Consider the following 26,511-nt stretch of genomic DNA (forward strand, 5'->3'; position numbering starts at 1 on the left):
ACTGCACGTTGCAGGTCCACACAATGGGTGGACAGGGACGACAGACGCCACGACGCAAGACTTCTGTCTGCGCACCATTTCGAGTGATCAATGTCTTTACCGCTGTTTAAGCAAAGACCCGTTGCGGGGTCTTGAGAAGGGCAGAGGCGCCAAGATCCTCGTTCCCGGGAGCCATGCATTTCGCACGACGGCGTTCGGCGTAAGAGGCGGCGGCATCAGCCCCCCTTTTTTTTCCACACGCTACCTTCCCCGGGACGGTGAACAAATAATAAAAATCTGATTCACACAGCCCTCAACTCCAGGTTGCGCAGAAGCGGCAAGCGCGAAGCGGGCCACAGGCGCGCGGGCAGACAGCAGGAAAACGCGCGTGTCGGCCGCGCTTGCGTGCAATTTTCAAAAAATTGGGTATACTTCCGCCTCGCTTGCCAAATTCAACCCGCGATCAAGCTGATCCGGGAGGTGCAAAACTCAGATGACCAGAATCAAATGAGGCATTGCTGGAAAATGGCCACAAAGCGAAATGCGGGAGTAGCTCAGTTGGTAGAGCGCAACCTTGCCAAGGTTGAGGTCGCGAGTTCGAGACTCGTCTCCCGCTCCAAATATAGATTTGCAGAGTTCAATCGACTTCTGCAGGTCATTGAAATAAGGGGCGAAAGCCCCTTTTTCATTTCTGCAAGCCCCACCGTAATCCAGCAGCAGCCAGCACTTTTTAGTCCATCGATACGGATGCGGGCTGAAGTGTCTTGTCGCTGGGCGGCAGCGGGCGACATACCGACCATCTGTTCGTGATCCCAGGGAAACTGCGTTCCGCACCGGCTCGTGCGTCAACCGAGGTGTACCTGTACACCTGGCCATCCGTATCTGCTTGCAGGGCTAACTCAGTACCGGGCACATAGTTGCTGCATTCGACATCACCCTGCGTCGGGGTACTGAAGCGCATCCGGCCGCGATCGCCCAGGCGTTACAACAGATTGGCCATCAGGCGCAGAGACTTCATTCAGGAGCGACGAGATAGCGCCCCTAACGAGCGCTACTTCAATGCAGCGATGTAGTCGGCCAGAGCCGAAATCTCTTCATCCGTAAGCGTTCTGGTGGCGGCAGCCATCATTGAGGCGTATGTGCCTTGCCGTTTGCCGTCTCGATAGGCCTTGAGAGCATTGCTGAGATAGGCTCTGTTCTGACCTGCGATAACCGGGTATTGCGGCACCGTTGTCGCTCGGCCATTTTCACCGTGACATGAACTGCATACGGCATAGATTTCGCGTGCTTTGGCCAGATCCTGCGTGGCAGCAGGCAAGGCGATAAATAGCATTACTACCCCAACGAGGAACGTTCTGGTCATGTCTCTATCCTGAAATGGAATTGGCGGATCTAGACCTCGACAACCGCCATCATTCCTTGGTCGGCATGTTCGACGATGTGACAGTGGAAGAGGGACTTTCCGCGGTTCACATCGAACCGAATCGCAAGTTCGGCGCTATCTCCCGGACGCAGGTTGTAGGTGTCGAGTCGAGCACGCCGATTTGTGGCAACCCCGTTCAGGCTGATGACTTCGAATCGCCAGGTGTGTAGATGCATCGGATGGTCCATCAGGTCGACATTGCGGACAGTCCAGATCTCGGTCGTACCCGCCTGCGCCTGAATGTCGATCCTGGCACTGTTGTAGGGCTGACCACAAATGTTCATCAACGCAATGGGTATGTCGCGTCGCCGGCTGATTGCCGAGGGATCGAGTGGCGGCCAGTCGGAGAGGCGTGCCGGCAACGCGGCAACACGCGATTCGGTCACACTGGAACAAATCTGAATCAGGGGAAGGTTGCCTGTATGAACAACCCCCATTCGGGCATACGGGCGATACATCAGATAGAAGTCAGGCCTACCCCCGACGGGGATCATGACTTCGGCTCGCGCGCCTGGCGGAAGGAATATTTCGCTGGCTTCCTCCGGTCCGGTCAGAAGGGAACCGTCCTGAGCAATAAGGAACATGGGGCCGCCATCGGACGGCGCGAGGCGCCAGTAGCGTGCATTGGATGCATTGACCAGCCGCAATCGCAACCATGTTTTGCGAGCGGTGATTTTCGGCCGCTCGACACCGTTGACCAACAATCTGGCGCCCTCCAAGCCAACGATCCAATCACCCGCGCTTGGGGCGCGTACCAGGTTGTCTCGAATCGCCATGTCGTGAAGAACGACGACACGATCGTCTGAAGGAGGTAAGGCGTCGGGTTCGGTTGACTCAATCAGGACTGCACCGACCAATCCCCGCATTTGCATGTGGGCGCTGACGCCGACCTGCCCATGCAAGTGGGGGTGGTACCAGTGCAACCCGGCGTTACCAGCCGGTATATCGAACTCATAATGAAATCGTTCACCCTGAGGTACGACGATCCACGGGTTGTCCCCCGTTCCTCCGGGAGTAACGGACAGGCCGTGAAAGTGCAGGTTGCTGGCTGAGGTTGTCTGGTTGTGGAACTTGATCCGCACGCGCTCGTGTTCACGCAATCGCAGCAGCGGCCCGGGATAGGAGCCTGAATAGCCGAGGATATTCCCTGCGATTGCGCTTTGAAGCGGCGCCGCACTTAATTGGACAGTCGCCAGACCTTGCTGGCATCGAACGATGGGAGCTTCAACCAGGGCCGGTAACTCCGGACGCCGCCCGGACTCCGTCAAGCCGCTCCACGAGAATCCTGCCAACCCGAGCACGCCAATACCCGAGCATCCTGCCAACAGCGCCCGGCGGTGGCGGTTCAGCGTCATCGTTCAGTAGTTTCGGAAAGGGCTGAGGGCGAGGGTTTCTGGCGCGTCAAGATGGTCGCGCTCGATTAGTAAAACGATGATCCTTTCTCTCTCCGCAACGGGGTCGATCCGGCTGATGCGAAGGCGGTCTACTTCAGCCGCAGTGTAGGGTTCAAAGCTGCGGGGAAGTTGTGCAGCGCTATACATCTGCAGCATCCAGTTCATCAGCTCGGCCAGGCGAGCGCTGCTCAGCTGCGAGAGCGCCACGTTGGGAACTTGGATCAAATAGTCGCGCCCTTCCGGAATACGCGGAAAATAGCCTATTCGGTTTGCCAGCGCCGGGAACTCGGCTACAGAAACACCCTTTGCACCATGGCAACCCTGGCAATTGTTGGCATAGTCCTGTGCAGGCCCAAGGATACGAGCCAAGGGTGCCGAGCTGTTTTGAAGCAATGAATCAGGTACGTCGCGCGCTGCCGCCGCATTTTCAATGACAGCTGGGACTGGCTCGGCACGCGCCGACAAAGCAGGCGCGGCTAGCAGACACGCTAGCGAAAATGCAGTAGCGCTGAGCATGGCAGGACTCGAATGCAGCATGGAACTACTCCGCCAAGCCGACCAACAGTGCGCTTGAGCAGTGGTAGACCATACTCGACGAACCAAAGCACCAGATGATGTTGTTATTGAGCTGTGGCCGATACGTCGGCATCTCTCCTTCCTGCCCCAGGCAAGCGCATCGCCCGCATGCATCTTGACCGCAGCAATCCTGGTAGGAGATGAGGTAGGTCTTTCCATCGCTTGGATTGATGCAGCTTCCAATCCATGAGGTCAGAGACGGAGTCGTTCCTGGAGGGCAGCTCGACGCGGTGCCTCCACAACACGAGCAAAGGTAGCCATCGGTCGAGCAGTAGCGCCAGTAATTGCACGCGGTTGGATCCTCCGTCTGCGCTGTCTTGGAAAAATCAGATGCATGGGCAGCATGATCGGGTGCCGCTTGGGCCGCTCGACTCACCGGCAACAGTGGCACACTTGCGGCTCCCGCCAGCAGCCCGCCTATTTTTGCAAGCGCGCCGCGCCTTGATGTTCGTTGCGCGGTGCGACGAAACAAGCGCTCAAGGTTGCCATCCAGAGATTTCATGATGCGTTTCATTTGAGTTCCTCAGTGTTGCACGGCCTTGTGGCCTTTCGGTGGGGCAACCCCACCCTCGCCTATGAGGTAGTCCTGGATCGTTCCGTAGCCCGATTCCTTGGCAATCACCAAACTCTCCAGGTGTTCCCGGCTATTGACCAAACCCTTGGATCGAATGATGCCGCTCTCGTCAATCAAGACTGCATAAGGCAGCTTGCTGACTCGGAACGTCTGGCCAATCTCGACCGAGTTCGCGTAGGGAATGCCTTCGATCGCGAATGCCTTTCTCATCTTGGCTTGCTCGGCCGGGTCGCCGTCGCCAATAAGCAGGACGTTTAGCTGCTCACTTGCGCCAAAGGATTCGAGCAAGGGCAGGAGTTTTTTGCAGATGGGGCAGCTCGGAGAAACAAACAGCACCAGTTGGGCTTTGTCTTCCGGTTGAGGACCGCCCGTTTGCACGGTGTGGCCATCTATGGTGGTGACAGTTATGACTGGCGCCAATTCGCCAATTGCAGGGCCACGATCATTGACCATGGCGCCCATCGGCGCGATGCGTTCATGCAAGATGCCAATCTGACGAGCCAGGCCGAACACCATGACAGTCAACAAAAGTGTGATGACACCGAGCAGCGCTACGGTAGCGGTAAGTGCGGTCGTGTTCATAGTGCGTTTACCTGGCGCGTAGAACAGTCTCAAATGCATGAGACTTTTTCCTATCGCGGTCCGGACGACCTGGCGCAATGAGGCTGAAGGCGAGCGAGAGCACAAATAGAGCCATCGCTATCACCGCAGCGGCTGCTATATCTCCCAGCGCTACCGCCCTCTCGTTGGAGCTGACCAAGGGGAGCGTTGCTGCGATCATGAAGAACGCGTTGCGTGCCACCACTCCCCAGGAGATCGGCTGCCGCAATGTAGAGCTGAAACAGCCGCAATCGACCCAGGTCCGGCCACGAATAAGATTGACGCCGATTGCGATAGTGAAAATTCCGATCAGGACGAGTGCTGCGGCCGCGGCGACATGCCGGGACATGGGAAACAGCAAGGCGAGGCAAATCGCACATTCCACAATCGGCAAAACATATGCGGTTGGGCGGACCAAGATCGAGGGCAGTACCCGATAGTTGGCAATCACTCCTTCAAGGATGTCCCGTTGGCCGGCTTTCGACGCAGCCGCAGACCCGGTCACCAGTGCCAACAAGAAGGCGGAGGCGTACTGAAAAATAGGATCAATCATTCAATGCTCCCCGGAAACATAGAGCACAAGTGGTGACAGCCCCAGCTTTTCCTGGCGCGCTACGACTTGCCCAATGGTGTTGTAGATGACGATGTCGTTGGATTCAGCGATGGTGTAGAGCAACGGTTCGGCGTCAAGAGAGATGGCAACGGACAGCGTCTTGTCCTGAAGCCTGAGGCGTTGCTCGACCTTTCGCGTGGTGACATCCACGACCCAGAGTTCTGTTGCCGGGTCCTTGTGGGTCCATGCATTCCCCTGATGCATAAGAACGTAGAGCCGCTGCGTGACGGGATTGAAACTCGCTATCTGCCATCCTCCAGGCCGCCAGTGCGCCGCCTTCTCGGCGTCTCCTTGCAACGACCACGACGGTTCGGGCTTCGGAGCACTACCCGAGAGATCAATGGGGACAACTCTGCCTCCGTAGGAAATCAGATAGATCTTGCTGTTGCGCCGATCCAGGCCGGCGTGCTCAAACACCGGGTCTTGCTCGGCGTCGAAGACTGGCGCCTCGGTTCGTTCTGTCGTACTGCTGATCGCCTCGCCGCGAATATCAAAGGTGACCGTTTGCAGCGTTCCATCGGAGCAGACGCTCGTGAATTTGCTTGGTGCCGAGGCGAAGATGAGGCCGCAACCAGGGATGGGAATTTCACCGAGATAGGCCTTCTTGTTCAGGTCGATGACGCTCACAGTGGTTGCCGGCGCGAGATTGAACGAAAGCCCAAATCTCCCATCCGGAGTAACGTCAAAATTAGGTTTATTGGTGACGATCAGCGCACGGCCTTTGGGCAATTCAACTTCGCTCGTAACCTCAAGCGTTCGGATATTGCGGGTAGTCAGATAGTCGTGCCTGGCGCCGCGTGTGTGCTTTTCCCAAAAACTGTCGACGGAATAGACTTCCAACTTATCAGGCGAGAGCCCAAGATTTGGCCAATACCCCATGTTGAACATGCCCTCGACTTGGCCACTGTTACCGTCGAGGATCCAAACCTTGGCTGCTTGTGGCGCGGGAAACGACGTATCAAGAACCCACAATCTGCGAGGGTTGTCGGTCAGCGTGCTGACGTTGTGGGTCTCCGCCAAGGGGATGCCTGACGGAAGATCCTGGGCATTCACTGAACTGCATGCCAAAGCAAGGCAAGCGGCATAGAAGGGGCGTCTCATCTCTTCGTCCAATCCCCGTCGTGGGGCTTGAGTCATTCCCCCGAAGGGCGACTATTTTTGATTTGTAGCGCGGCTTGCGCAGGGGGGGCATGGCCATGAATTGCTGAAGCGGCGACCGGATCAGGCTCTGCGCTTTTGTAGCCAATCAGAAATACACCAGCCACGCACAATGCAATTCCGAGCATGTTCAGCAGAGATAGATCTTCACGGAGTATGAGAACGCCTACAACGATCAAGGCAATATTCACGATGGCCCCCGTGACCACGTTTCCTGTGCTCAGATCCCAACCGCTCCTGTACATCAGCAGAAATCCTATCTCCATCAATATGATGCAAACGGCAATGCCGGCCTGTACTCCGGTCATTTGACGCAAGCTCTCGCCCAGAGTGCCATTGCCCATGACGAACGGGAGAAACAACGCTGAAATCGCAATAATCGCGACATATATTCCCAGCAAGGAAACTATTGGATTGATGGCACTGGGCACCTTCTTCATCAGCATGTGATAGCCAACAGTTCCGACAATTGCCGCCGCAGCTGATAAATAGAATGCAACCGAGCCTTTTTCCAGCATGTCCAATACCTCTTATCTGTTGTTTTGGCTTTCGCGGAATGTGGTGGTTTCAAGAAACCGGCGGTCCATATACTCGCCGGCAATGGTGGGGGGATATCGTGCAGGCCGCTCTGGTGACACGCAACTCGATAGGCATTCCACAGATGCGTAATAGTCTGGGTCCATGAAGAATGCAGCGGAGTACCGCTCTCTGTTGCTGGTATTCACCACGCGATGAAAAGTTGCCGGGTAGTGGTCGTTTGTCCACCGGGACATAAGGTCGCCAATATTGACCACAAAGCCCGATTTGATTGGGGGCACCGGTATCCACTCGTGTTCCGCGTTCCTGACCTCAAGGCCCCCAACGGAATCCTGTGCAATCATTGTGATCCACCCGAAATCAGTATGTTCTCCTGCACCAATCGGCTGCCCTTCCGCATATTCGATCGGCGGATAGCGCAGCACGCGCAACTGAGCCATGGGTTTGACGAACTTGTCGTCGAAGTGGTGAGCAGGCATACCGAGACCCAGAGCAAACACTCGCAGCAGGCGCCGCCCCAGATCGAGGGCCTGCGCGTGGTAACCCAGCATCACCGATCTGAAGTGCGGCATTGACGCTGGCCAGGCGTTTGGTCCGTAGAACGGCAGGTTGGCCTTGACGTACGCATCCTCGAGGGCAATCTCGGATGCCATGTCGAACCCCTCCTTGATGTCACCGAGCACTCCGTCTGATTTATCTGCGCCTTCGCTGAAGTACCCGCGCATGTACGGAGATTTGTGGATCTCGATTTCCTCCTTCAAGTGCTTCGGCTGATTGAAGAAGATCTTCGCTTGGGCCAGCACGGAGTCGATGGTGGACGCGTCGATGCCATGATTGACGACGGAAAAGAAACCGATCTCTCGGCAAGCGCGGTCAACCTGACTTACCAGGTCTGATGAAATGCCCTGATTAACCCTGAGCCCTTGAACATCAATGACCGGGATTGAGCGTACTGCTTTCCTATTCTCATTCATCTCGTTCTCGTACTGTTCGGTTATGCCAATGCTTCTGTACTGGCTCCTATCCCAACAAGTTGTCGGTGAAAGCGCCGCCAAAATGTGCAATAGAGAAATCCTTGCCATTTGAAATTGGTTCGCCAGCCGAACCCTCTGTGATACGCCTGACGCGCCCTCGGTGGTATGCCAGGGCCAGTTCAACGACGCTCACCGTTCCCATCACGTTCCATTTTTCTCGCAGGGCGTCCTGGGCTGCGTCATGCTCGAAGAGAATTCTGTTTAGTTCAGGAAGGTGGTACCACGGACAGGCAGGAGCTGCGTGATGAGCGTTGTGGTAGCCGAAGTTCAAAATAAGCCAGTTCAGGAACTTGAATTTTCGGGCTACGGGAAACGAAAACGTATTGGCCTGCTCGAATGCCACCCCAGACGCGGCATGCCGGGACAAAGGTGAAAGCTGGGGATAGCTATGTTGAAAGGCATCCACAAACCTCACGCAATGAATCTTGGCGCAACGAGCAAGTAAATAAGGAATCAGCGAAAACCAAGAGACAACGGCCAGTAGCGCAATGAACACCACATCGAAAGCAAAAGACAATACGATCCGCAACCTCGCTTTACCGTTGCCCCTTACCGCATCTACAACGGCATCCAGCCTTATAAGGTCATGGCAAATAGGGATGTAAAAGTATTCCAGGCGCAGGGCAATGCGGCGAAACAAGGAGCGCTTGTCCCCTAGCAGTACGTTCATGTCCACGCCTAGCAGATCGACATTTTCCGCATGGTGGCGGAGATGATCGGTTCGATAGTCCTTGAATGGGAAATAGAAGCCGCCGTTTATCAGCGAAAGGCTTTCGCCCACCGCGTTATTCAGCCTTTTCCCGCGCAGCACCAGTTGGTGCGCAGCTTCATGGCTCAGATACCATGCCGCAATCATGGACATGCTGAGGGGAATGACCCCGAGCGTGGCGATGAACATCTCACTTACGGTGATTATGAGGATGCCCGTCGTATATCCGCCAAATACCAGAACAATGGTCAATGCGGTCAAGAATGGGCGTCTCTTCTGCGCGCAACTTAGGATAGCGGCTCTTTCCTCGTCGCCCCACCGCTGAAATGAACTGTGGGAGTTATCATGGCTGCGCATTGGCTGCCACCTTTTGCTTTTGGGCATCCAAGGAGCTTCGGCTCATCGCCAATGCCATGAAGTGCATTCCGCGCCGCAGAAAGTTGACTTCAATTTCTTTCAGAGAAAAGTGCTCTCTGAAAAAATCGACGATTTCTCTCTGAGCCATGCCATTTCGGCAGGTATAGACATCTGCGGTGACAAAACCGATGGCAGGAAACGTGTGAATACTGATGTGGCTTTCTTCGATAGCAAGAATGCCGGTCCATCCACCAGGGTCTTTTTTGTCATTGCCCTTGGCGTAGTAGATGACGGGTTCGGCGAGGGGCTTCATGCCGAGCCGATCCACAAGAAGGGAAAGTCCTTGCAGGATATGGGACGAATGATCCAGTTTGGCCTGGCTTCCCCCATAGCCGTCAATTGTCATGTGCTCCCCGAAGTGTTCCCTCTGTTCATGGTTTGCTATAAGCGGCGTGTTCTCCACGCCAAGAAGCACCGGTTGATTGATATTTGTTCCGATAGGCATCCCAATCTCCCTTTGCCAATGCCTGGCTGCCAGATACAACACACGCATCACCACGGTATTTGATGGGCGATGCAAAAAAACACTGTTGAGAAATATCTGAAAATAGGTAACACAGGCTGCGAACTTGTTCTAAAGGGCAGCTAGGCGACTGGACGATGTGTAATATCAATTAAGGTGCCGTGAATACTACGGCGGGTAAGACGCTTGGCCTTAGGCGTCCGCACTGATCTTGAGGCCGAGCACCCCGATGACAATGACCGTGAGGCTGAGCAGTTTTGTAAGAGTCATCGACTCTCCAAACAAAACCAAGCCGAAAACTACCGTCCCAACCGCACCGATACCCATCCAGGCGATGTAGCCGACGCTCAGCGGAATTGCTTTGAGCGCCATTGTCAGCAAGGCCACGCTACCAATCGCGGCGATCAGTGTTATGGCGGACGCTACCGGCTTGGAAAAACCATCGGCGTATTTCATACTGGTAGCAAACACGACTTCTAGCGCCCCAGCTGCAATTAAATAAATCCACGGACTCATAAACTACCTCCACTTATTTTCCATGAGGCCAATTTAGCAACGCGGCGTTAAACAGAGAACTCCCAATTTTGTTAATGCACTAATAAGGATTATTTATGGCGCCGGTCTTAGATGAGATTTTGCTTAGAACCTTCATAGAGGCGACCCGGCGCGGTAGCTTCGGCCAGGCCGCTGCTGCGATGAAACGAACCCAGGCCGCTGTCACGTTGCAAATCCGGCGTCTTGAAGAAATTCTGGATCAGCCGCTGTTCAACCGAACCACGCGTGGCGTGACACTGACTACCGGTGGCCTGGAGTTTTTGCCATACGCCGAACGTATCCTGGCGCTGGGTATCGAAGCGCACGAGTTCATGGCGCGACACAAGATGCCGATCGACAAGCGTCCAAGGCGGATTAGGATGATTGAGGACCTGTCATCGATCGCTGCACTCGATCATGGGCTCGCACGCATCAGACGACTCTTCGACCCCATCAAGATCGATTTGAACTTCGACTCCGGCCCTCAGGCTGAGGAGGCCTTCAGGGCCGGCAAGGTGGATATGCTCATCGGCGACAGATTGCGCGCCCCACTTGGGGATATAGAGCCAATCTCTGTCGCTTCAGTCCCACTCGTCTGGGCGGCGTCGCCAGATTTTGATGCGCGTCAGCGCCCTCTTCCTCTGGCAGTCTATGGAGCGCCCTGCATCTGGAGAGAACAAGTCGTAGCAACGCTCGATGGGGCAGCGATTGCTTCGAGAATTGCCGTGGAAAGCCATGGCACGCCCGCGCTGCTTTCGGCGGTCAGATCAGGCTCGGCAATCGCGGCACTGTTGCCCTCTTCCGTTGGAGCCGGGCTTGTTGCCTTGGATCCTGCGGCAGCAGGATTTCCACCTCCTCCGAAAGTGGAAATCGTCCTTTATCAGTCTCAGCACGCGCTCAGAGATCCCGTGATCAAAGAGCTATCTAGCGCCCTATGGCAAGGTGTGGAGGGGCTTGCCGCCTGACTGGCCATGGGAACGGAGACGGAAGCGCGTTCTCCGGTTCAATACCGGCCCCGTGCTGCCTTAAGGATGCGTGCGTCATCTTGGCGGCTGCCGACCGTATACACGCCGGATAGCGCACGGGCAGCCTGCAAGTCACGAGCACGCGTTTCGCGCGGGGCGCAGCCGTTCTTGATGCACAGCGCCAGACGCGCGCTACCGAAGATTGCGGGTGACCGTGAGACTGAGGGATTCGCCCGCATCGCGATCAAAACCAACGCTTTATCCATTGCCAAAACCCGGCAGGCCGAGCCGCCGCCCCGTTCTGCTGCTGCGCCATCGCCTGACTGACTTGCTCGGTCGCCGCTGAGACGTACAGCGACACGCCTTGCATATCGCAATTGTCTGGATTGGACCGGAAGCCGCTGTTCTCCAGGGAAAAGGGATCAGGCTCCACGATTTCAGACGCTTCGATCAAGCCCGTTTTGTTTTCGGCGGCGTAGTCCAATGCCTGCATGAAGATCGGCAAACGGCCGTGCGAGAAAAGCTCGTGCAGAAGGGTCCGCACTTCTTTGTTGGTCTTCGCATCCGCGCGCAAGGCTAATACACCCGCCTCGCTCAGATAGCAGCCCACCATGTAGTTGGCCTGCAAATGCGGCCTGCGATCCGGGAATTTTCCTTTCGGAAGCAAAAGGTCCCAGCTGCGGCAGTACCTTGCAAATTCAGGATATTCCTCCAGGATGAAGCTGAATGCGCCGCCCCGTATGTACCAGTACTTCCGGTAGAAACCTGCTGCCGATGCCAGCGCCATGCCAACGCCGCTATTGAACGGTTCAGCGGTAAAGTCTGTGTCCAGCCGGCAATTGACGAGTTCTCGATCATCTTGCGTCAGATTGAACCGGTCGTAGACGTTCTGCCGAAGCGAAGGGTCGGCAATGAGGTCGAAGTAGCAAGTGAGGATTTCACTTTCGGTGATCGGATGGTACGTGATGTCGAAACCCATGGTACGGGCCGTCTCCCATTCAATTGGCATTCCGAAACAAAGCAAAGGCGCATTCCTCTTACCGCGCCGCAGGCCAAGTGCACGCAATGGAGTCCAAAAAAAGCGGTTCAGCTTGACGCTGTTGCGGGAATAACCGCATAAGAAAAATATTAAAATCCTGGCTCTCTGGGGTTTCCCCTAGCGACCAGCCCCTGCATCCTGATAACCCAATACCGATGGCGAAAACGTTCGAGCTGGAAACGTTGAAGATGCGGCTGAACGATGCCGACTTCCGATTCCTGGATCTACACCAGCGCATCCAGCGCGCGCTGCGCGTGTTGATACTCGACGGTGCGCTTGGGCCTGGCATCAAACTGCCCGCCAGCCGCACCTTGGCGGCATCGCTGGGCATGGCACGTGACACGGTGGAGAACGCCTACGTGCAATTGCAGCGCGACGGCTACATCGTCCGGCGGGGCGGGTCCGGCAGCTATGTGTCTGGAACCGTGGGCGCTGAACTGCGAGGCGCAGCGGGCAGACGGGTCCAGGCTCATGACGAGGGGCGCGGCCAGACGGCGGCTGGCGAAGGCTTGAGCCGGCGCGGCCGCATGATCTTCGAATCCCGCGGGGTCTCGGATCAACAGGTGGTTCGGGCATTTGCCACAGGTTTGCCGGAAACTCGCACCTTCCCGGCCAGCACCTGGGAACGGCTGCAACGCCAGGCGGCAAAGGACTACCGCGGCCAGGTGCTGTTGCACGGCGACCCGCTGGGGTCCGAACCATTGCGGCAAGCCATCGCCGCATACTTGAATCTGGAACGTGGGGCCAAGGCAAGCCCTGAGCAAATCCTGATATTGAGCAGTACCCGGCAAGCCTTGTTTCTGTGCGCGCAATTGCTGGCCGATGCCGGCAAGCCAATCTTGATGGAAAACCCCGGATATTTCGGCGCCAGAAAGGCTTTTGAATCGGCCGAAGCCAGAGTCGTGCCCATTGATGTGGATGCGCAGGGTCTGCGCACCGATTTATTGCGAGCCGACCGCAGCGGTGCGCACTGCGTGTATGTGACGCCGTCGCATCAGTACCCCACCGGCGTCACGCTGTCGCTTGAACGCCGGCTGGAACTGATACGCTGGGCCGCGGAAAACGGCAAGTGGATCATCGAGGACGACTACGACAGCGAATTCCATTACGACGGCCTGCCCACGGCTTGTGTGCAGGGCTTGGACAAACATCAACGAACCATCTACGTCGGCACCTTTAGCAAAACGCTCTACCCCGGTCTCAGGATGGGGTACATGGTTTTGCCGCCTTCGCTGGTCAGCGCATTCACGTATGCGCGCAGCATCATGGACGGACACACGCCGCAAATCCTTCAACTGACTCTGGCCAGTTTCATGGAAGGTGGCCACTACAACTCGCATGTCCGTGCAATGCGAAAGCTGTACGCCAGCCGCCGGGACGCCATGATGGCGTCGGTCAGTAAACATCTGAACGGTGTCGTCACGGCGTACCGGCCAGAAGGCGGCCTGCAGATACCGTGCCTGCTGGCACCCGGATGGTCAGAGGAAAATACCATCCGCCAAGCGGCGGCCGCAGGCGTGCAATTGGCCGGACTCAGCAGACTGTACGCCGGCCCGGTCAAGCAAAGCGGCTGGCTGTTGGGTTATGCCGCATTGACCGACTTTGAAATCGATACGGCCATGCAGCGCTTGTCGCGTGCGTTAAGCCAGTAGGCGCCAAGACACGCGTGTGCAAGATGCGGCCTCTTATGTCTTGGCCGCACTGCCAATCAGCGTGCGATGACCCGCGTGGATCAGGACGTGCGCGGTAAGCCCGGCGACCAGCCCCCAGAAGGCGCCGCCTACGCCTAGCATTGTGACGTTGGCAGCTGTGGCCAGGAAAGTGATCAGCGCGGTCTCCCGGGTTCGGGCATCGGCCATGGCATTGGCCAAGCTGCCGCCGATTGCGCCAAGCAAGGCAATGCCCGCTAGCGTGGTGATGAACGCTTTGGGCAACACCATGAACAGCGTTGCCAATGTCACGCCAAACGTCCCCACCAACACGTAGAACAGCCCGCAAGCCAGACCAGCGATGTATCGCTTACGCGGATCTTCATGCGCGTCCTTACCCGTGCAAATAGCTGCGGTGATCGCCGCCACGTTGAAAGCGTGCGAACCAAACGGCGCCATGATCAGGGACCCCAAACCCGTCACCGTAAGGATAGGATTTGCGCTGGTGGTGTAGCCATCATTCCGGAGCACCAGCATGCCAGGCATGTATTGCCCCGTCAGCGTAATGATGAATAGCGGCAACGCTACCCCCAGCAGGCCTTGCAACGAGAACCGGGGCATTTCGAAAACCGGCGTTGCCACGCTTAGATGAATGGCCGAAAAGTCGATTCGACCTTGCACGACAAGCAATGTCAGCCCGATCAACAAAATTCCCACGACAGCGAAGCGCGAGGTGAAGCGCTTGAGCAGCGCGTACGAAACCACCATCACGATCACCAGCAACGGATCGACGCTCGCGCCGCCAAAGGCGTTGATTCCAAATTGAAGCAGGATGCCTGCCAACAAGCCGGCCGCAATGCCGCCCGGGATCATGCGAACCAATTTTTCAAACGCGCCGGACAATCCCAGCAAAATGAATCCCAGCGCGGAAATCATGTATGCACCAATCACTTCACCGTAAGGGGTGAACGGCATGACCGTCACCAGAAAGGCAGCGCCGGGAGTAGACCAGGCGGTAATGATCGGCGCTTTGTAGCGAAAACTGAGCCAAGCCCCCGTGATGCCAACGCCAACCGATACTGCCCACACCCATGACGTCGTCTGCGCGGGCGACAGATGGCCAAGTTCAGCGGCTTGAAATACCAGAACGAACGTGCCCCCATAGTTGACCAGCACCGAAATCAGTGCGGCAACGGTTGGCAGGAAGAAGTCGGCGGGCCGAAGCCTGGACGTGAAATGGGTCATGAATCACTTCCTATCTAGAATGCATACGCCGGCTGCGGGCCAGCGGTAAGGCGTTGATTCTAGGCAGACAATGGACTGCTTATTCATGCCACATTTACGTTCTTAAGCAGACCACTTTTCCTCAAACGGCGTCAGGACGTCGACTGGACTGCGTGACTCTCCAGTCAAATTGTGACTATTTCACTCACCTCTGCCCACGCAGCGCTACACAAGCCCAGATTTCTGTGTATAATCGCTGTCTTTGGTGGACACGGCCTCTTATAGAGATCCCGCCAAAACAGCAGTAACTCAAAAGTATTTCAGCAGTACCCCCGCGGGAGTAGCTCAGTTGGTAGAGCGCAACCTTGCCAAGGTTGAGGTCGCGAGTTCGAGACTCGTCTCCCGCTCCAAATACAAAAAGGAAGCAACGGCCAACACCGCGCTTCCTTTTTTCATGCAAGTGCTGGCGCAATGGCAGAGTGGTCATGCAGCGGATTGCAAATCCGTGTACGTCGGTTCGATTCCGGCTTGCGCCTCCAGCAGCTTTCCCCCTGCATCTGGTTACCCATCCCTACGCCCGGTCAATCGAATGATTGCTATGGTGACGCCGTTTTCTACTAACGCCGATCCTATGCACTCCATTCTGAAATCCCGCGCCTGTTCCCCTTTAGTGACTCTGTCAGCCGCTGCGCTATTGTCGCTGGCGCCGCTCGCCGCTGAGGCGGACTCCGACCGGCATCAGCATCGCCATGGGCGGGAGTACAAAGAGAAGTACTGGGACGGCGCTTGCAAGGTCGAGCGCAAATGGAAGCGCAACGGCGAATATCAGGAAAAGCGCAAGTGCCGGGATGACTACCGCCAAGGCTATGGCATGCCCCAGCAAGTGCTTGTTCCCATGCCTGCGCCCGCCATTGTCATCACCCCGCCCACGATCATCATCCGGCCCTGACCATGGATCAATCGGTGAAGGACGCAATCGCCCGCTGGCCCGACGTGCCAGCGGTGTACGGCTGGCTGTCGCTGGATGGCCGAGGCCGCTGGCGCCTGCATCCGCAAGGCCAGGCCACGGCCGGCGGCGCGGGCGAGTCCATCACCAACACCCAGATTCTGGACTTCATCAACCGCAACTACGAACACGATGACGCGGGCCGCTGGTACTTCCAGAACGGCCCCCAGCGCGTGTTCCTGCGATTGGACGCTGCGCCCTATGTGCTGCGCTTAAGCGACGACAGCCATGGATTGCTGACCCATACAGAGAAGGCTGTGACGTCGGTCAGCGCTTGGTGGCTGGATGACGCCGGGCAGTTGTATGCAATGACGCCGTTGGGCCCAGGCATTGTGCTGGATCGCGATCTATCCGCCTTGCTGGAAAATCTGACCACCCGCAATGGCGCGAGCTTGCTGGACAGCCTGGGTCCGTTGCCGGCAGACGAAACGTTGCAGGTGACGTGGCCGGATATCTACCCGGCCGCGCCCCTGCAAACCATCACACGGAAAGACATCGCGCAGCGGCTGGGCTTCGATCCGAATCCCGGCCCGCCGCAGTAATCAGTCGCGTGTGCGCCGTGCTCAGGCGCGGCCGCTCTTGACCAGCGCGAACTTGCCGTCGCCCAGCAAAGCCAGCACTGCGGCCGCCACGGTCAGGAAGATGGGATATTCCCAGCCGCCGCCGGTGTTGCCAAAGCCCCAGCCGTTGCCGAAGTGAACGGTCGACGCCACGAACAGTTGCACGACCGCAATGGCGGCAACCCAACGCGGCACAATGCCCAGGATCAGCAGCACGCCTGCGCCGACTTCGAAAAACGTCACGGGATATGCCAGCCAACCCGCAAAACCAATCTTGGCAAAGAACTGCGCGGTGCCCGGCAGCGTGAACACAAGCAGCTTGGTCAAGCCGTGGGCCAGGAACATGACGCCAAGGGCCACGCGGAGCAACAGCGCAGCATAAGGCGCGGTACGGTTATCAATCATTGCACTCTCCTAGAGCGGTACGGGAATCGCCCAGGACGGGAAGATTCTGCATGGACGCTATTCTTGCGATTCCAAAAACAAAGATAAACATGCAGAATTGCAAATTATTGTTCCTCGATAGGAAACAATCTTGGACACCCATACCGCTATGCAGACCTACGCCAAGGTCGTGGAACTGGGCTCATTCGCGGCGGCGGCCGACAAAATGGGCCAGGCCCGTTCCGTGGTGACACGGCAAATCGCGTATCTGGAGCAGAAGTACGGCGTACGGCTGCTGAACCGCACCACGCGCAAACTCAGCATGACGGACGCGGGACGCGCCTTTTATGAGCGCGTTCGCCCAATTCTGGCCGAAGTGGCCGATCTGGAATTGTCGCTACAAGCAGAAGGCCAGCGCCCCAGCGGCCGGCTACGCGTCAGTGCGCCGGTATCGTTTGGCATCTTGCATCTGGGTCCCGCCATTGCCGAATACCTGCAACGTTATCCCGATGTCGTCATAGACCTGGATTTGAATGACCGGGTGGTGGATTTGGTGGAAGACGGCTACGACGTCGCGGTTCGCATCGGGCCGCTGCTGGACTCGTCACTGGTGGCCCGGCCGCTAGCGCCCCAGCAGTTGCTGGTCTGCGCGGCCCCCGCCTATTTGAAGCAGCACGGCACGCCGCTCACGCCTGATGACCTGAAGCAGCACCGCTGCCTGCACTATGCCTATGCAAGCACCGGCAACGAATGGCACTTCGAAAAAGACGGCGTGACACACCTGGTACGTGTGAACGCGGCATTGCGGGCCAACAATGGCGACGTGCTGCGCACCGCCTCGCTGGCCGGGCACGGCATTATCTTGCAACCCGAATTTTTAGTAGGCGACGACATCCGCGCCGGCCGGCTGATCACGCTGCTGGCCGACTATGCCCATACCCCCATCTCCATGTATGCGATCTATCCGCACCGGCGCTTCCTGTCGCCCAAAGTGCGATCTTTCGTCGAACACCTGGAGGATCGTTTCGGCAGCCCTGCCCCGGCCCAACCCGGCCGGCAAGCCAGTCCCCGCCGCAGCCGTTAGAATCGTACCCATGACCGCCAAACCGTCCATCGAATACTTCCCCGCGCCCCGCCGATCGCTTTTCTGCAGCCAATGCGGCACACCCGTCAATCGGCGCGTACCGGAAGGCGACAACCGTGAGCGCGATATCTGTGATCACTGCGGCGCTATCCACTATCAGAATCCGCGATTGGTAGTGGGCACGGTACCGGTCTGGGAAAACCGCGTACTGCTCTGCTTGCGCGCGATCGAACCCCGTTACAACACCTGGACGCTGCCGGCGGGCTTCATGGAGCTGGGTGAAAGCACCGCGCAAGGCGCGGCGCGCGAAACGCTGGAGGAATCCGGCGCCCGCATCCAGTTGGGCGAGCTCTACACCATCATTGATCTGCCCCAGATCGACCAGGTGCACGTGTTCTATCTGGCGCAGGCCACCGGCCCGGAGCTGGACCCCGGCCCCGAAAGCCTGGAGGCCCGCTGGTACGACGAAGCCGATATCCCCTGGGACAACCTGGCGTTTCGCACCGTGGCAACGACCTTGCGCCATTACTTCGAAGACCGCAAACAAGGCGTCTTCGGTCCCCATCACTACACCCTAGAATCCCACCGTTGAAGCTGCCCTGGCTTGCCGTCGACACCCCGTTTCCGCCCGCGGAATTTGCGCTGACGGAACCCGATGGCCTGCTTGCGGCGGGCGCTGATCTGTCCCCGGAACGCCTGATTCAGGCCTATTCCAGCGGCATCTTCCCTTGGTATTCCGAGGGCGAGCCGGTGTTGTGGTGGAGCCCCGACCCCCGCATGGTGCTGGCCATCAAGGATTTTGCACCGTCTCATTCCCTGCGTAAATTGTTGCGTCAGATCGCAAGCCAGGAGATCGATGCGACCCCACGCGTACAGGTCCGGGTCGATACCGTTTTCTCGCAGGTAATGGCTCATTGCGCGGCGCCCCGTGACGGGCAACCTGGCACCTGGATTACGACCGCGATGCAGCAGGCCTATGCCGCTTGGCATCAGGCGGGTTATGTCCACAGCATAGAAACCTGGATCGACGGCGAACTGGCTGGCGGGCTGTACGGCATCAGCCTGGGACGCATGTTTTTTGGCGAATCGATGTTCACACGAGTGCCAAACGCGTCCAAGATCGCGCTGGCCTATCTGGTGCGCTACTTGGCCGCCCAAGGCGTAGAACGCATCGATTGCCAGCAGCAGACCCATCATTTGGCCAGCCTGGGCGCGCGTCCGATTTCCAGGGCGCGCTTCTTGCAGCATGTGCGCCAGACGACGGCACAGCCCGGTATTCCATGGGCGCGCGGCAGACTCGATAGCGCGGGCCGCCTGTTACCCGATGCCGCATTTGACGCCAACTTCGGCGTTAATATGTAGACACCCCGTCACGGCCCGACCGTCATGACGCGCGACTTCAGATGAGCAAGCTCAAAGAACTTCCCTTCTCCACGCTGCAGTTCTATGCCACCGCGCCCTACCCGTGCAGCTACCTGCCGGGCCGCCAAGCCCGGTCGCAGGTCGCTGCGCCTGGACACCTGATCAACGCGGGGACGTATTCCCAGTTGGTCGAGCAGGGTTTTCGGCGTAGCGGGCTATTCACATACCGTCCCCACTGCGATTCCTGCCAGGCCTGCGTTCCCGTACGAGTAGGCACACAAGAGTTCGCGCCCAACCGCAGCCAACGCCGGGCGTGGCGGGATCACCGCAATTTGCAGTCCTTTGTGGCGGAGTTGGCTTGGTCGCCCGAACATTACCGTCTCTACACGCGCTATCAGCAAGGCCGGCACCCTGGCGGCGGCATGGACGAAGACAGCCGCACGCAATATGCGCAATTTCTGCTGACCAGCCGTGTCAACACGCGCCTGGTTGAATTCCGCGACGCCGACGGGGCGCTGATGATGGTGTCTATCATCGACGTGCTGGACGATGGCCTGTCGTCCGTCTATACCTTCTATGATCCCGACATCGAAGGCAGCCTGGGCACCTACAGCATCCTGTGGCAGATCGAACAGTGCCGCACGCTGAACCTGCCGTGGCTGTACCTGGGCTATTGGATCGCTGACAGCCGCAAGATGGCCTATAAGTCCAGCTTTCACCCGGCCCAGTTCCTGTTTGATGGCGAATGGCGCGATCAGGCAGACCTTCCGTCCCCCTGATTTCCATCGCCGCAAGCGTCAGCGGCGCGCCAAGGCGGCGCAGAGCGGACAGAATTCGCTCTACAATTCTGCCCCATGTCTATCCTCTTCCACGCCTATCCCCTGGCCCGCCCGGCGTTGTTCGCCATGGATGCGGAAACCGCCCACGAAGTTACGCTGTCGGGCTTGCAACGCGCCTATGAATGCGGGGCTACGCGCAAGCTCATGCACGCGCAGCCCAAGGCGCCCTGCACCCTGATGGGCATGCAGATGGCCAACCCGATCGGGCTGGCGGCGGGCCTGGACAAAAATGGCGCGTATATCGACGCGCTGGGTAATCTGGGATTTGGTTTCATTGAAGTGGGTACCGTCACGCCACGCGCGCAACCCGGGAATCCCAAGCCGCGCATGTTCCGCCTGCCACGCGCCAATGCGCTGATCAACCGGCTGGGTTTCAACAATCAAGGCCTGGAGGCTTTCCTGGCCAATGTGCAGCGCAGCCAGTGGCGCAAGCAAGGCGGCATCCTGGGCCTGAACATCGGCAAGAACGCGGATACGCCCATTGAGCGCGCAGCCGACGACTACCTGATCGGCCTGGAAGGCGTGTATCCCCATGCGGACTACGTGACGGTCAATATCTCGTCGCCCAACACCAAGAATCTGCGAGCGCTGCAAAGCGGCGACGAATTGTCGGCTCTGCTGGCGCAACTGGCCGACAAGCGCCGGGCGCTGGAAGACCAGTATCAGCGCCGTGTGCCCATGGCGGTAAAGATTGCTCCCGACTTGACGCAGGACCAGATCGACGCCATTGCGGACACCTTGCCGCGCCATGGCATCGACGGCGTTATTGCCACGAACACCACGCTGTCACGCGATGCAGTCGCGGGCCAGGCCCATGCGGAAGAAGCCGGCGGCCTGTCTGGCGCACCCGTGCATGAGTTGTCGCTGGCGGTGATTCGCCGCCTGAAGGAACAGTTGGGCAATAGCCTGGCCATCATCGGCGTGGGCGGCGTGCTGTCGGGTCAGCAGGCCCGGGAAAAAATGGCCGCGGGCGCTGATGCCGTTCAGTTATACACAGGCCTGATCTATCGCGGCCCCGCCCTGGTTGGCGAGTGCGTGCGCGCCGTGGCGCAACGCTAGGCGACTGCCTCTGAATACAGGCAAAAAAAGGGGCCACCCGATGGGTGGCCCTAATTCCAGCTCTGCTCTGTCTCTCAACAGTACTACATTACTGCGATTTGCGCAGCATCGCGCGCCAAATACTTAGGCGGTGCGACGGCTGCGGCTAGCAACCTTGGTAGCGGCATCGGCGGCATCCGTTGCAGCCTTGAAGGTCGCGTTGGCGGCGGCATTCAGGTTCGACTCGGCGACTTCAGCAGCCTGCTTGGCAGCCTTGCTGACCGAATCGTAGGCGCTGGTCGCGGTGGCCAGCGAGGACTTGATCAGGGCAACGGCGCTTTCGGAGCCGGCCGGAGCATTCTTCGAGAAATGATCGACGGCTTCGCTCAGCTGTTGCTGGCTTTCGGCGATCTGTTCTTCGGTCAGCTTGACCAGGCTGCCTTGCACGCCAGCAACGATGTCATACACGTGCTTGGTATAAGCCATGGCCTTTTCGGCGCCCGGTTGCAGCAAGCCAGAGGCAAACGCTGCAGCTTCTTGCGGGTCTTTCACTTCGGAGGCCAGTTGCGACTTCTGGGCGACTTCGTCCAGAGTGGCGCGCACGACCTTCAGATTCAGTTCAACCAGCTTTTCGAAGCCAGCGAAGACAGCGGATTGGGCTGCCACGAAAGTATTGATGCTGGCCTTCTGACGGTCCAGGACTTGTTGCGGAATTGCGCTCATAGAATTGCTCCTTTATGGGTAGCCGGTATATCCGGCAAGTAAGGATGGTTGTCTGCGACGAACTATAGAAACGTGCGCGGAAACTGGTACTACAAGCTACCGCCGGCCCGTTTGATGCACTGCACAATTCACATTCTAGACCGGGGAAAATCCTTGTCAAGCAGTTTTTGTGCAACGCAACAACTATTTGCACTTTATCGGTGCATGACGTTCCCAGGCTTTGATCTTGCACAAGAATTTGCACTGCTTCGGGAAATACCGGACATGACGGCGTATCAATTCTTTTCTAAACTGCTTTCAGGCTGATGACAGACAACGACTAACGACAAGTCATCCGTTAATAAAAAATCGCAGCAAGCAAAACCCTGCAATTGGAGACTTTATGACCCTTATTCCCCGCACGCTTTCGGTCCTGCTCGCCGCCAGCGCCATGCTGGCAGCAGGCGCTGCTCAAGCGGACTATCCGGAACGCCCCATCAATATGGTGGTCCCGTTCGCCGCTGGCGGCCCGACGGACAACGTCGCCCGCTCTCTAGCGGAAGCCATGCGGCAAACTCTGGGCCAGACGGTCGTGGTCGAAAACAAGGGCGGCGCCGGTGGCACCATCGGTACCACCCAGGTAGCTCGCGCCCAGCCGGACGGCTATTCCGTCCTGCTGATGCACGCTGGCTTCTCCACCGCTCCGTCGCTGTATAAGAATCCCGGATACGACCCGTACAAGAGCTTTGAGCCCATCGGCCTGGTGGTCGACGTGCCCATGACCATCATTGCGCGCTCGGACTTCCCGCCCAACAACATCAAGGAGTTGGCGGAGTACGTCAAACAGAATAAGGACAAGGTGTCGCTGGCCAACGCCGGAATCGGCGCCGCCAGCCATCTGTGCGGCACCATGCTGGTGGAAGCGCTGGGCGTGCAGCTGTTGACGATTCCCTACAAGGGAACGGCGCCCGCCATGAATGACCTGCTGGGCAAGCAGGTGGATCTGATGTGCGACCAGACCACCAATACCACCCAGCAGATCGAAAGCGGCAAGGTCAAGGCCTATGCCGTTACCAGCCTGCAGCGCGTGCCCACGCTGCCCAAGCTGCCCACCATGGATGAATCCGGCTACAAGGGTTTTGAAGTGGGTATCTGGCACGGCATGTGGGTGCCGAAGGGCACGCCCAAGCCCGTTGTAGACAAACTCGTCAAGAGCTTGCAGGCTGGCCTGGCTGACCCGAAGTTCCAGGAACGCATGAAGCAACTGGGCGCCACCGTCCTGACTGCCGAAGCCAACCCGCAAGGGCTGGAAGCCAAGGTCAAGCAGCAAGTGCCGCAGTGGGCCGAGCTGTTCAAGAAGGCTGGCGTCGAACAGCAGTAATGAGAAAGCGCCCCCGAGGGGGCGCTGTTGTCAGGGGCGGCTACCGCCCGCCCTGCTTCCAAAAGCCCCGTCGGGGGCTTTTTTTGCGCCTGCCGTTCAGCTACGCAAAGCTTCCGCCGCCATCCCTAACCCATTGAAACCTGGCGAGACCGATGGTTCGTAACCTAAAGCTTCCGAAATACTGGCGGCCGTATCGACCAATGCTTTGATCCAGTCGTCTTGCAAGCGTTCAGCCGGGGCCGAGATCGACAGGCCGGCGACCAACTTGCCGGTATCGTCGAAAATGCCAGCTGCAATGCAGCGCACACCCAGCTCCAGCTCTTCATTGTCGCGCGCATAACCGTGGCGGCGCACCAGCGCCAATTCACGTTCCAGGCGATCCAGATCCGTCAGGCTGTTGCGCGTGTGGCCAGCAAGGCCGGTGCGCAAGGCATAGGCGCGGACCTGACGCGTATCGCCGGTGGACAGGAAGAGCTTGCCCGTGGAGGTCAGATGCAAAGGCGCGCGGCCGCCGATCGCGCGCACCACCTGCATACCTGAGCGCTCGCTCCAGGCGCGGTCGATATAGACGATCTCGTCGCCTTGCTGGACCGACAGATTGATGGTTTGACCCGTGAGCTTATGCAGCGATCGCATCGCCGAAATGGCGGCCTCACGTACATTCAGACGCCCCTTGACGAGCGAACCCAGTTCCAGCAAACGCATGCCCAACTGGTAAAGACCGTTATCGACACGCTCGACATAACGGCCTACCACCAGATCATTCAAGATGCGATGCGCGGTAGAAGCATGCAGGCCGGTGGTCGCGGACAGTTCTTTGAGCGTTACCGGCTCTTGTTGCGCAGCCAAGGCGTCAAGCAGCCGCATTGCGCGGTCGATGACCTGAATGGCGATGGGATGGGGTAACGCGCCTTCTGTTTCAGCGTCCAAAGGATTGCGGGGGGGCGTAAGACGGGGCATAGGGGGATTGGGCTCGCGCCGCAACGCCGAAAGAAACCGGCCTTGCGGCAACGCAGCAAACAGTTCTTTCCCGTATTGTGAAATTTACCGGGCCGTTTGGCAATCGGTATTTCCTCAATAAACGGGGTCGGGACCCGTTTATTGAGGTCGGCGGTCAGGTTGCGGCAGGCGGCGCCAGTTTTCCGCCCAAGCGCAGCACCTCGGCGCGCAAAAACTCCAGCGCCTCTGCGGCTGCGGCCGGTTCACCCTTGACGCCCAGCTCGATATGCGGGGTGCCGCCGGCTTCGCCCACGCTAGGCAAACTGAAGGCGCGCACGTCGGGCCAACGCGTTTCCACGCTGACCATGGCCGGTGTGATGCGCGATTCCGGCATGCTGAAAACCAGGAAGGAATGCTCCACATGCGCGCGCACATGTTGCAGCGCACGATAGCGAGTATCCAGGGTCCATTCCAACATCGGCCACGCCATTACCGGAAAGCCGGGCACGAAAGTGTGGTCGCGGATGAAGAAACCAGGAATGCGGTTATAGGGGTTCGGAACAATCTCGCAACCCTCTGGAAACACGCCCATCTGCAAACGTTGCTGGTTCTCGGGGGCGCTCATGTCGGCTGTGCCCTGCCCCTTGGCAGCCATCTCGGCGGTGCGCAGAGCAATGGCGGTTTCGGCCTCGGGGTGCAAAGCCAGCGGCAAACCCAAGGCGGCAGCGGCAGCCTGACGCGTGTGGTCGTCCGGCGTGCCGCCGATGCCGCCACAAGAAAACACCACATCGCCGGTGGCGAAGCTGCGCTGATAAGCCGCCGCCAGCCTGTCGCGGTCATCAGGCAGAAATTCGGCCCAACTCAGTTGCATGCCGCGCGCGCTCAAGAGCTCGACGACTTTGGAGAAATGTTTGTCCTGACGGCGCCCCGACAGGATTTCATCACCAACGATGATGAGGCCGATGCGGCGGGCGGCGGATTCTGCGGCCATGTCCAATTCCAGAGGGTAAGAGAGAAGACGCCGGTCAGACGTCAATGACGCGTTCCTGGCGCAAGCGCTTTAGCGCTTCCAGTCCGTAATGCGCATAGACCAGCGCCGAGAACACCGGCAGGATAATCCAGGCGGGCGGCAACAGGTTCAATAGCGAACAGATCAAACCAATCGTCCAGAAACCACCGTTGTTGCGCTCCAGAATCAGTTTGCGCTCGGCGGGACTGGCGTGTTCAACGATGGCGTCCACGCGCATCATGCGCGAGAAAGCAAAGGCCCACCAGAAGATCGACAGCACGATAGCCATGGGCGGCACCAGCCATAACGGCAGGGTCAACAGCCAGCCCACCGCAAACGCGGCGGACACCCACACGGCATTCCATACACTGACGGCGGTGGAAAACTTGCCCCGGCGGCCCACGCTGGCATATTCGCGCTGGCCAACATGGCGCAGCACCAGCGGCATCACGAAGACGGCTGCGATCGCCAATCCCAGAATGCCTGAAACGGGCAGCAGGATGGCCGCGGCGATGACGGGGATCAGGTAGATTTTGAGTGAGAACAATCCCACCGCAACCAGCCATTCATCCATGCGGTTCACGAAATCCCAGTGCGAGACCTCTGCACGCAACCAGTCAGTCAACGGCGTCCAGAACAACCACAGCAACAGGAAGGCACCGACCAAGGCGATCAGAAATGGCAGCAGCACCGCGAACAGCATGGTCGGATGGCATTGGGACACCAGGGCGCGTTTGAACGCCTGGCCCACGCTGACCGCGCCGGCTCCAGCGCCAGAGGCATGTCCGTTGGGCGGCGTGGCGGAATCAGTGCGCAAAGCGTTCATTGGGGCAGAAATAAGGGGTGGGCATCCCGGGTATGATAGTCAAACACGCCCTGATCTGCTCACATGTCTCTACTGGTACCCGGACCCGACCTTGCCGCCCTGCGGGCGCGGCTGAGTTCATCGCCCAGCCCTTGGCTGGTAGCCTGTTTCTGCGCGGCATGGTGCGACACCTGCGAGCAATACAAGCCTAAGCTGGAAGCGCTGGCAGCGGCCCTGCCCCAGCACGTGTTCGCCTGGATCGACATCGAGGACCACGCAGAGTTGCTGGGTGACGAAGACGTCGAGAATTTCCCCACGCTCCTGGTTCAGATTGGTTCACGCGTCGTGTTCTACGGGCCTATGTTGCCGCACATCGGCCACCTGGAACGGCTGCTGGAAAGCGTGGATGAAACCAGCGCTGCGGTCGCGACCCCCTTACCCGATCTGCCGCGCTTGCTAGCCGCCTGACACTCTCCGCTTCCAAACAAAAACCCGCACGGCCAGCTTGGCATTG

General features: G+C 58.4%; 30 protein-coding genes and 3 tRNA genes. 14 read left to right on the forward strand and 19 right to left on the reverse strand.

The window, feature by feature from the left end; translation table 11 throughout:
- Nucleotides 1-522: 522 nt before the first annotated feature.
- Nucleotides 523-598, forward strand: a tRNA-Gly gene (locus RAS12_RS16860).
- Nucleotides 599-1,030: 432 nt separating this feature from the next.
- On the opposite strand, the gene RAS12_RS16865 is transcribed toward RAS12_RS16860, so the two are convergent.
- The 12 genes from RAS12_RS16865 to RAS12_RS16920 all read right to left on the reverse strand — a co-directional run bounded on the left by RAS12_RS16865 (nt 1,031) and on the right by RAS12_RS16920 (nt 9,993).
- Nucleotides 1,031-1,342: a c-type cytochrome gene (locus tag RAS12_RS16865; RefSeq protein ID WP_306937323.1), complete on the reverse strand. Its 312-nt coding sequence runs from the start codon at nt 1,340-1,342 to the stop codon at nt 1,031-1,033.
- Between the two features lie 29 nt (nt 1,343-1,371).
- Nucleotides 1,372-2,757, reverse strand: a complete 1,386-nt coding sequence (locus RAS12_RS16870) for a multicopper oxidase family protein (RefSeq protein WP_306937325.1) — start codon at nt 2,755-2,757, stop codon at nt 1,372-1,374.
- A gap of 3 nt (nt 2,758-2,760) precedes the next feature.
- On the reverse strand, nt 2,761-3,333 hold the full coding sequence (locus RAS12_RS16875; RefSeq protein ID WP_306937326.1) for a c-type cytochrome: 573 nt from the start codon (nt 3,331-3,333) through the stop codon (nt 2,761-2,763).
- A gap of 4 nt (nt 3,334-3,337) precedes the next feature.
- Nucleotides 3,338-3,874, reverse strand: coding sequence for a methylamine dehydrogenase (amicyanin) small subunit (mauA, locus tag RAS12_RS16880; protein ID WP_306951493.1), 537 nt, complete (start codon nt 3,872-3,874; stop codon nt 3,338-3,340).
- Nucleotides 3,875-3,895: 21 nt separating this feature from the next.
- Nucleotides 3,896-4,528 (reverse strand): methylamine dehydrogenase accessory protein MauD, encoded by a 633-nt coding sequence (mauD, locus tag RAS12_RS16885; protein WP_306937328.1) that lies wholly within the window; start codon nt 4,526-4,528, stop codon nt 3,896-3,898.
- A 7-nt stretch (nt 4,529-4,535) separates the two neighbouring features.
- The gene (locus tag RAS12_RS16890; RefSeq protein WP_306937330.1) at nt 4,536-5,099 is read right to left on the reverse strand and encodes a MauE/DoxX family redox-associated membrane protein; all 564 of its coding nucleotides are present in this window, start codon (nt 5,097-5,099) and stop codon (nt 4,536-4,538) included.
- Nucleotides 5,100-6,260 carry an amine dehydrogenase large subunit gene (locus tag RAS12_RS16895; RefSeq protein WP_306937331.1) on the reverse strand — a complete coding sequence of 387 codons (1,161 nt, stop codon included), beginning with the start codon at nt 6,258-6,260 and terminating at the stop codon, nt 5,100-5,102. It abuts the gene before it with no gap.
- Nucleotides 6,261-6,292: 32 nt separating this feature from the next.
- Nucleotides 6,293-6,835 carry a DMT family transporter gene (locus RAS12_RS16900; protein WP_306937333.1) on the reverse strand — a complete coding sequence of 181 codons (543 nt, stop codon included), beginning with the start codon at nt 6,833-6,835 and terminating at the stop codon, nt 6,293-6,295.
- A gap of 12 nt (nt 6,836-6,847) precedes the next feature.
- Nucleotides 6,848-7,828 (reverse strand): isopenicillin N synthase family dioxygenase, encoded by a 981-nt coding sequence (locus RAS12_RS16905; protein ID WP_306937334.1) that lies wholly within the window; start codon nt 7,826-7,828, stop codon nt 6,848-6,850.
- Nucleotides 7,829-7,874: 46 nt separating this feature from the next.
- A complete protein-coding gene (locus tag RAS12_RS16910; RefSeq protein WP_306937336.1) occupies nt 7,875-8,858 on the reverse strand; it encodes a fatty acid desaturase family protein in 984 nt (327 codons plus the stop codon).
- Between the two features lie 82 nt (nt 8,859-8,940).
- Nucleotides 8,941-9,459, reverse strand: coding sequence for an S-adenosylmethionine decarboxylase (gene speD, locus RAS12_RS16915; protein ID WP_306937337.1), 519 nt, complete (start codon nt 9,457-9,459; stop codon nt 8,941-8,943).
- 210 nt (nt 9,460-9,669) lie between these two features.
- On the reverse strand, nt 9,670-9,993 hold the full coding sequence (locus RAS12_RS16920) for a DMT family transporter (RefSeq protein WP_306937338.1): 324 nt from the start codon (nt 9,991-9,993) through the stop codon (nt 9,670-9,672).
- A gap of 95 nt (nt 9,994-10,088) precedes the next feature.
- Here RAS12_RS16920 and RAS12_RS16925 point away from each other — a divergent pair, with 95 nt between their 5' ends.
- Entirely contained in the window at nt 10,089-10,976 is an 888-nt protein-coding gene (locus RAS12_RS16925) for a LysR family transcriptional regulator (protein ID WP_306937339.1), read from the forward strand.
- A 244-nt stretch (nt 10,977-11,220) separates the two neighbouring features.
- Here RAS12_RS16925 and RAS12_RS16930 read toward each other — a convergent pair whose 3' ends face one another.
- The gene (locus RAS12_RS16930; RefSeq protein WP_306937341.1) at nt 11,221-11,955 is read right to left on the reverse strand and encodes a hypothetical protein; all 735 of its coding nucleotides are present in this window, start codon (nt 11,953-11,955) and stop codon (nt 11,221-11,223) included.
- Between the two features lie 215 nt (nt 11,956-12,170).
- Between RAS12_RS16930 and pdxR the strand changes: the two genes are divergently transcribed.
- Nucleotides 12,171-13,667 (forward strand): MocR-like pyridoxine biosynthesis transcription factor PdxR, encoded by a 1,497-nt coding sequence (gene pdxR, locus RAS12_RS16935; RefSeq protein WP_306937343.1) that lies wholly within the window; start codon nt 12,171-12,173, stop codon nt 13,665-13,667.
- 33 nt (nt 13,668-13,700) lie between these two features.
- Here pdxR and RAS12_RS16940 read toward each other — a convergent pair whose 3' ends face one another.
- Nucleotides 13,701-14,909, reverse strand: a complete 1,209-nt coding sequence (locus RAS12_RS16940) for a benzoate/H(+) symporter BenE family transporter (RefSeq protein ID WP_306937344.1) — start codon at nt 14,907-14,909, stop codon at nt 13,701-13,703.
- Between the two features lie 313 nt (nt 14,910-15,222).
- On the opposite strand from RAS12_RS16940, the gene RAS12_RS16945 reads away from it, so the two are divergent.
- The 4 genes from RAS12_RS16945 to RAS12_RS16960 all read left to right on the forward strand — a co-directional run bounded on the left by RAS12_RS16945 (nt 15,223) and on the right by RAS12_RS16960 (nt 16,436).
- Nucleotides 15,223-15,298, forward strand: a tRNA-Gly gene (locus tag RAS12_RS16945).
- A gap of 55 nt (nt 15,299-15,353) precedes the next feature.
- Nucleotides 15,354-15,427: transfer RNA gene (locus RAS12_RS16950), tRNA-Cys, on the forward strand.
- A gap of 92 nt (nt 15,428-15,519) precedes the next feature.
- Complete coding sequence (locus RAS12_RS16955; RefSeq protein WP_306937346.1) at nt 15,520-15,837, forward strand: hypothetical protein; 318 nt, start codon at nt 15,520-15,522, stop codon at nt 15,835-15,837.
- 2 nt (nt 15,838-15,839) lie between these two features.
- Nucleotides 15,840-16,436 (forward strand): DUF2946 family protein, encoded by a 597-nt coding sequence (locus RAS12_RS16960; protein ID WP_306937349.1) that lies wholly within the window; start codon nt 15,840-15,842, stop codon nt 16,434-16,436.
- Between the two features lie 21 nt (nt 16,437-16,457).
- On the opposite strand, the gene RAS12_RS16965 is transcribed toward RAS12_RS16960, so the two are convergent.
- Nucleotides 16,458-16,859: a DoxX family protein gene (locus RAS12_RS16965; RefSeq protein WP_306937350.1), complete on the reverse strand. Its 402-nt coding sequence runs from the start codon at nt 16,857-16,859 to the stop codon at nt 16,458-16,460.
- Nucleotides 16,860-16,989: 130 nt separating this feature from the next.
- Here RAS12_RS16965 and RAS12_RS16970 point away from each other — a divergent pair, with 130 nt between their 5' ends.
- From RAS12_RS16970 to RAS12_RS16990, 5 genes are all read left to right on the forward strand, one after another.
- Nucleotides 16,990-17,922 (forward strand): LysR family transcriptional regulator, encoded by a 933-nt coding sequence (locus RAS12_RS16970; protein ID WP_306937352.1) that lies wholly within the window; start codon nt 16,990-16,992, stop codon nt 17,920-17,922.
- 10 nt (nt 17,923-17,932) lie between these two features.
- Nucleotides 17,933-18,514: an NUDIX hydrolase gene (locus tag RAS12_RS16975; protein WP_306937353.1), complete on the forward strand. Its 582-nt coding sequence runs from the start codon at nt 17,933-17,935 to the stop codon at nt 18,512-18,514.
- Nucleotides 18,511-19,284 (forward strand): leucyl/phenylalanyl-tRNA--protein transferase, encoded by a 774-nt coding sequence (gene aat / locus RAS12_RS16980; protein WP_306937354.1) that lies wholly within the window; start codon nt 18,511-18,513, stop codon nt 19,282-19,284. The genes RAS12_RS16975 and aat overlap by 4 nt, the downstream gene beginning before the upstream one ends.
- 41 nt (nt 19,285-19,325) lie before the next feature.
- Nucleotides 19,326-20,063 carry an arginyltransferase gene (locus RAS12_RS16985; protein ID WP_306937355.1) on the forward strand — a complete coding sequence of 246 codons (738 nt, stop codon included), beginning with the start codon at nt 19,326-19,328 and terminating at the stop codon, nt 20,061-20,063.
- Nucleotides 20,064-20,138: 75 nt separating this feature from the next.
- Nucleotides 20,139-21,182, forward strand: a complete 1,044-nt coding sequence (locus RAS12_RS16990) for a quinone-dependent dihydroorotate dehydrogenase (protein ID WP_306937356.1) — start codon at nt 20,139-20,141, stop codon at nt 21,180-21,182.
- 123 nt (nt 21,183-21,305) lie between these two features.
- Here RAS12_RS16990 and phaP read toward each other — a convergent pair whose 3' ends face one another.
- Entirely contained in the window at nt 21,306-21,884 is a 579-nt protein-coding gene (gene phaP, locus RAS12_RS16995; RefSeq protein WP_306937357.1) for a TIGR01841 family phasin, read from the reverse strand.
- Nucleotides 21,885-22,266: 382 nt separating this feature from the next.
- Between phaP and RAS12_RS17000 the strand changes: the two genes are divergently transcribed.
- A complete protein-coding gene (locus RAS12_RS17000) occupies nt 22,267-23,244 on the forward strand; it encodes a tripartite tricarboxylate transporter substrate binding protein BugD (protein ID WP_306937358.1) in 978 nt (325 codons plus the stop codon).
- A 96-nt stretch (nt 23,245-23,340) separates the two neighbouring features.
- On the opposite strand, the gene RAS12_RS17005 is transcribed toward RAS12_RS17000, so the two are convergent.
- From RAS12_RS17005 to RAS12_RS17015, 3 genes are all read right to left on the reverse strand, one after another.
- Nucleotides 23,341-24,204: an IclR family transcriptional regulator gene (locus RAS12_RS17005; protein ID WP_306937359.1), complete on the reverse strand. Its 864-nt coding sequence runs from the start codon at nt 24,202-24,204 to the stop codon at nt 23,341-23,343.
- Between the two features lie 154 nt (nt 24,205-24,358).
- Nucleotides 24,359-25,174, reverse strand: a complete 816-nt coding sequence (locus RAS12_RS17010) for a competence/damage-inducible protein A (RefSeq protein WP_306937360.1) — start codon at nt 25,172-25,174, stop codon at nt 24,359-24,361.
- A 34-nt stretch (nt 25,175-25,208) separates the two neighbouring features.
- Complete coding sequence (locus RAS12_RS17015; RefSeq protein ID WP_306937361.1) at nt 25,209-26,018, reverse strand: EI24 domain-containing protein; 810 nt, start codon at nt 26,016-26,018, stop codon at nt 25,209-25,211.
- 63 nt (nt 26,019-26,081) lie between these two features.
- Between RAS12_RS17015 and RAS12_RS17020 the strand changes: the two genes are divergently transcribed.
- The gene (locus RAS12_RS17020; RefSeq protein WP_306937363.1) at nt 26,082-26,465 is read left to right on the forward strand and encodes a thioredoxin family protein; all 384 of its coding nucleotides are present in this window, start codon (nt 26,082-26,084) and stop codon (nt 26,463-26,465) included.
- Nucleotides 26,466-26,511: the final 46 nt, after the last annotated feature.

The sequence above is a fragment of the Achromobacter seleniivolatilans genome (assembly GCF_030864005.1).
Classification (GTDB): domain Bacteria; phylum Pseudomonadota; class Gammaproteobacteria; order Burkholderiales; family Burkholderiaceae_B; genus Achromobacter; species Achromobacter seleniivolatilans.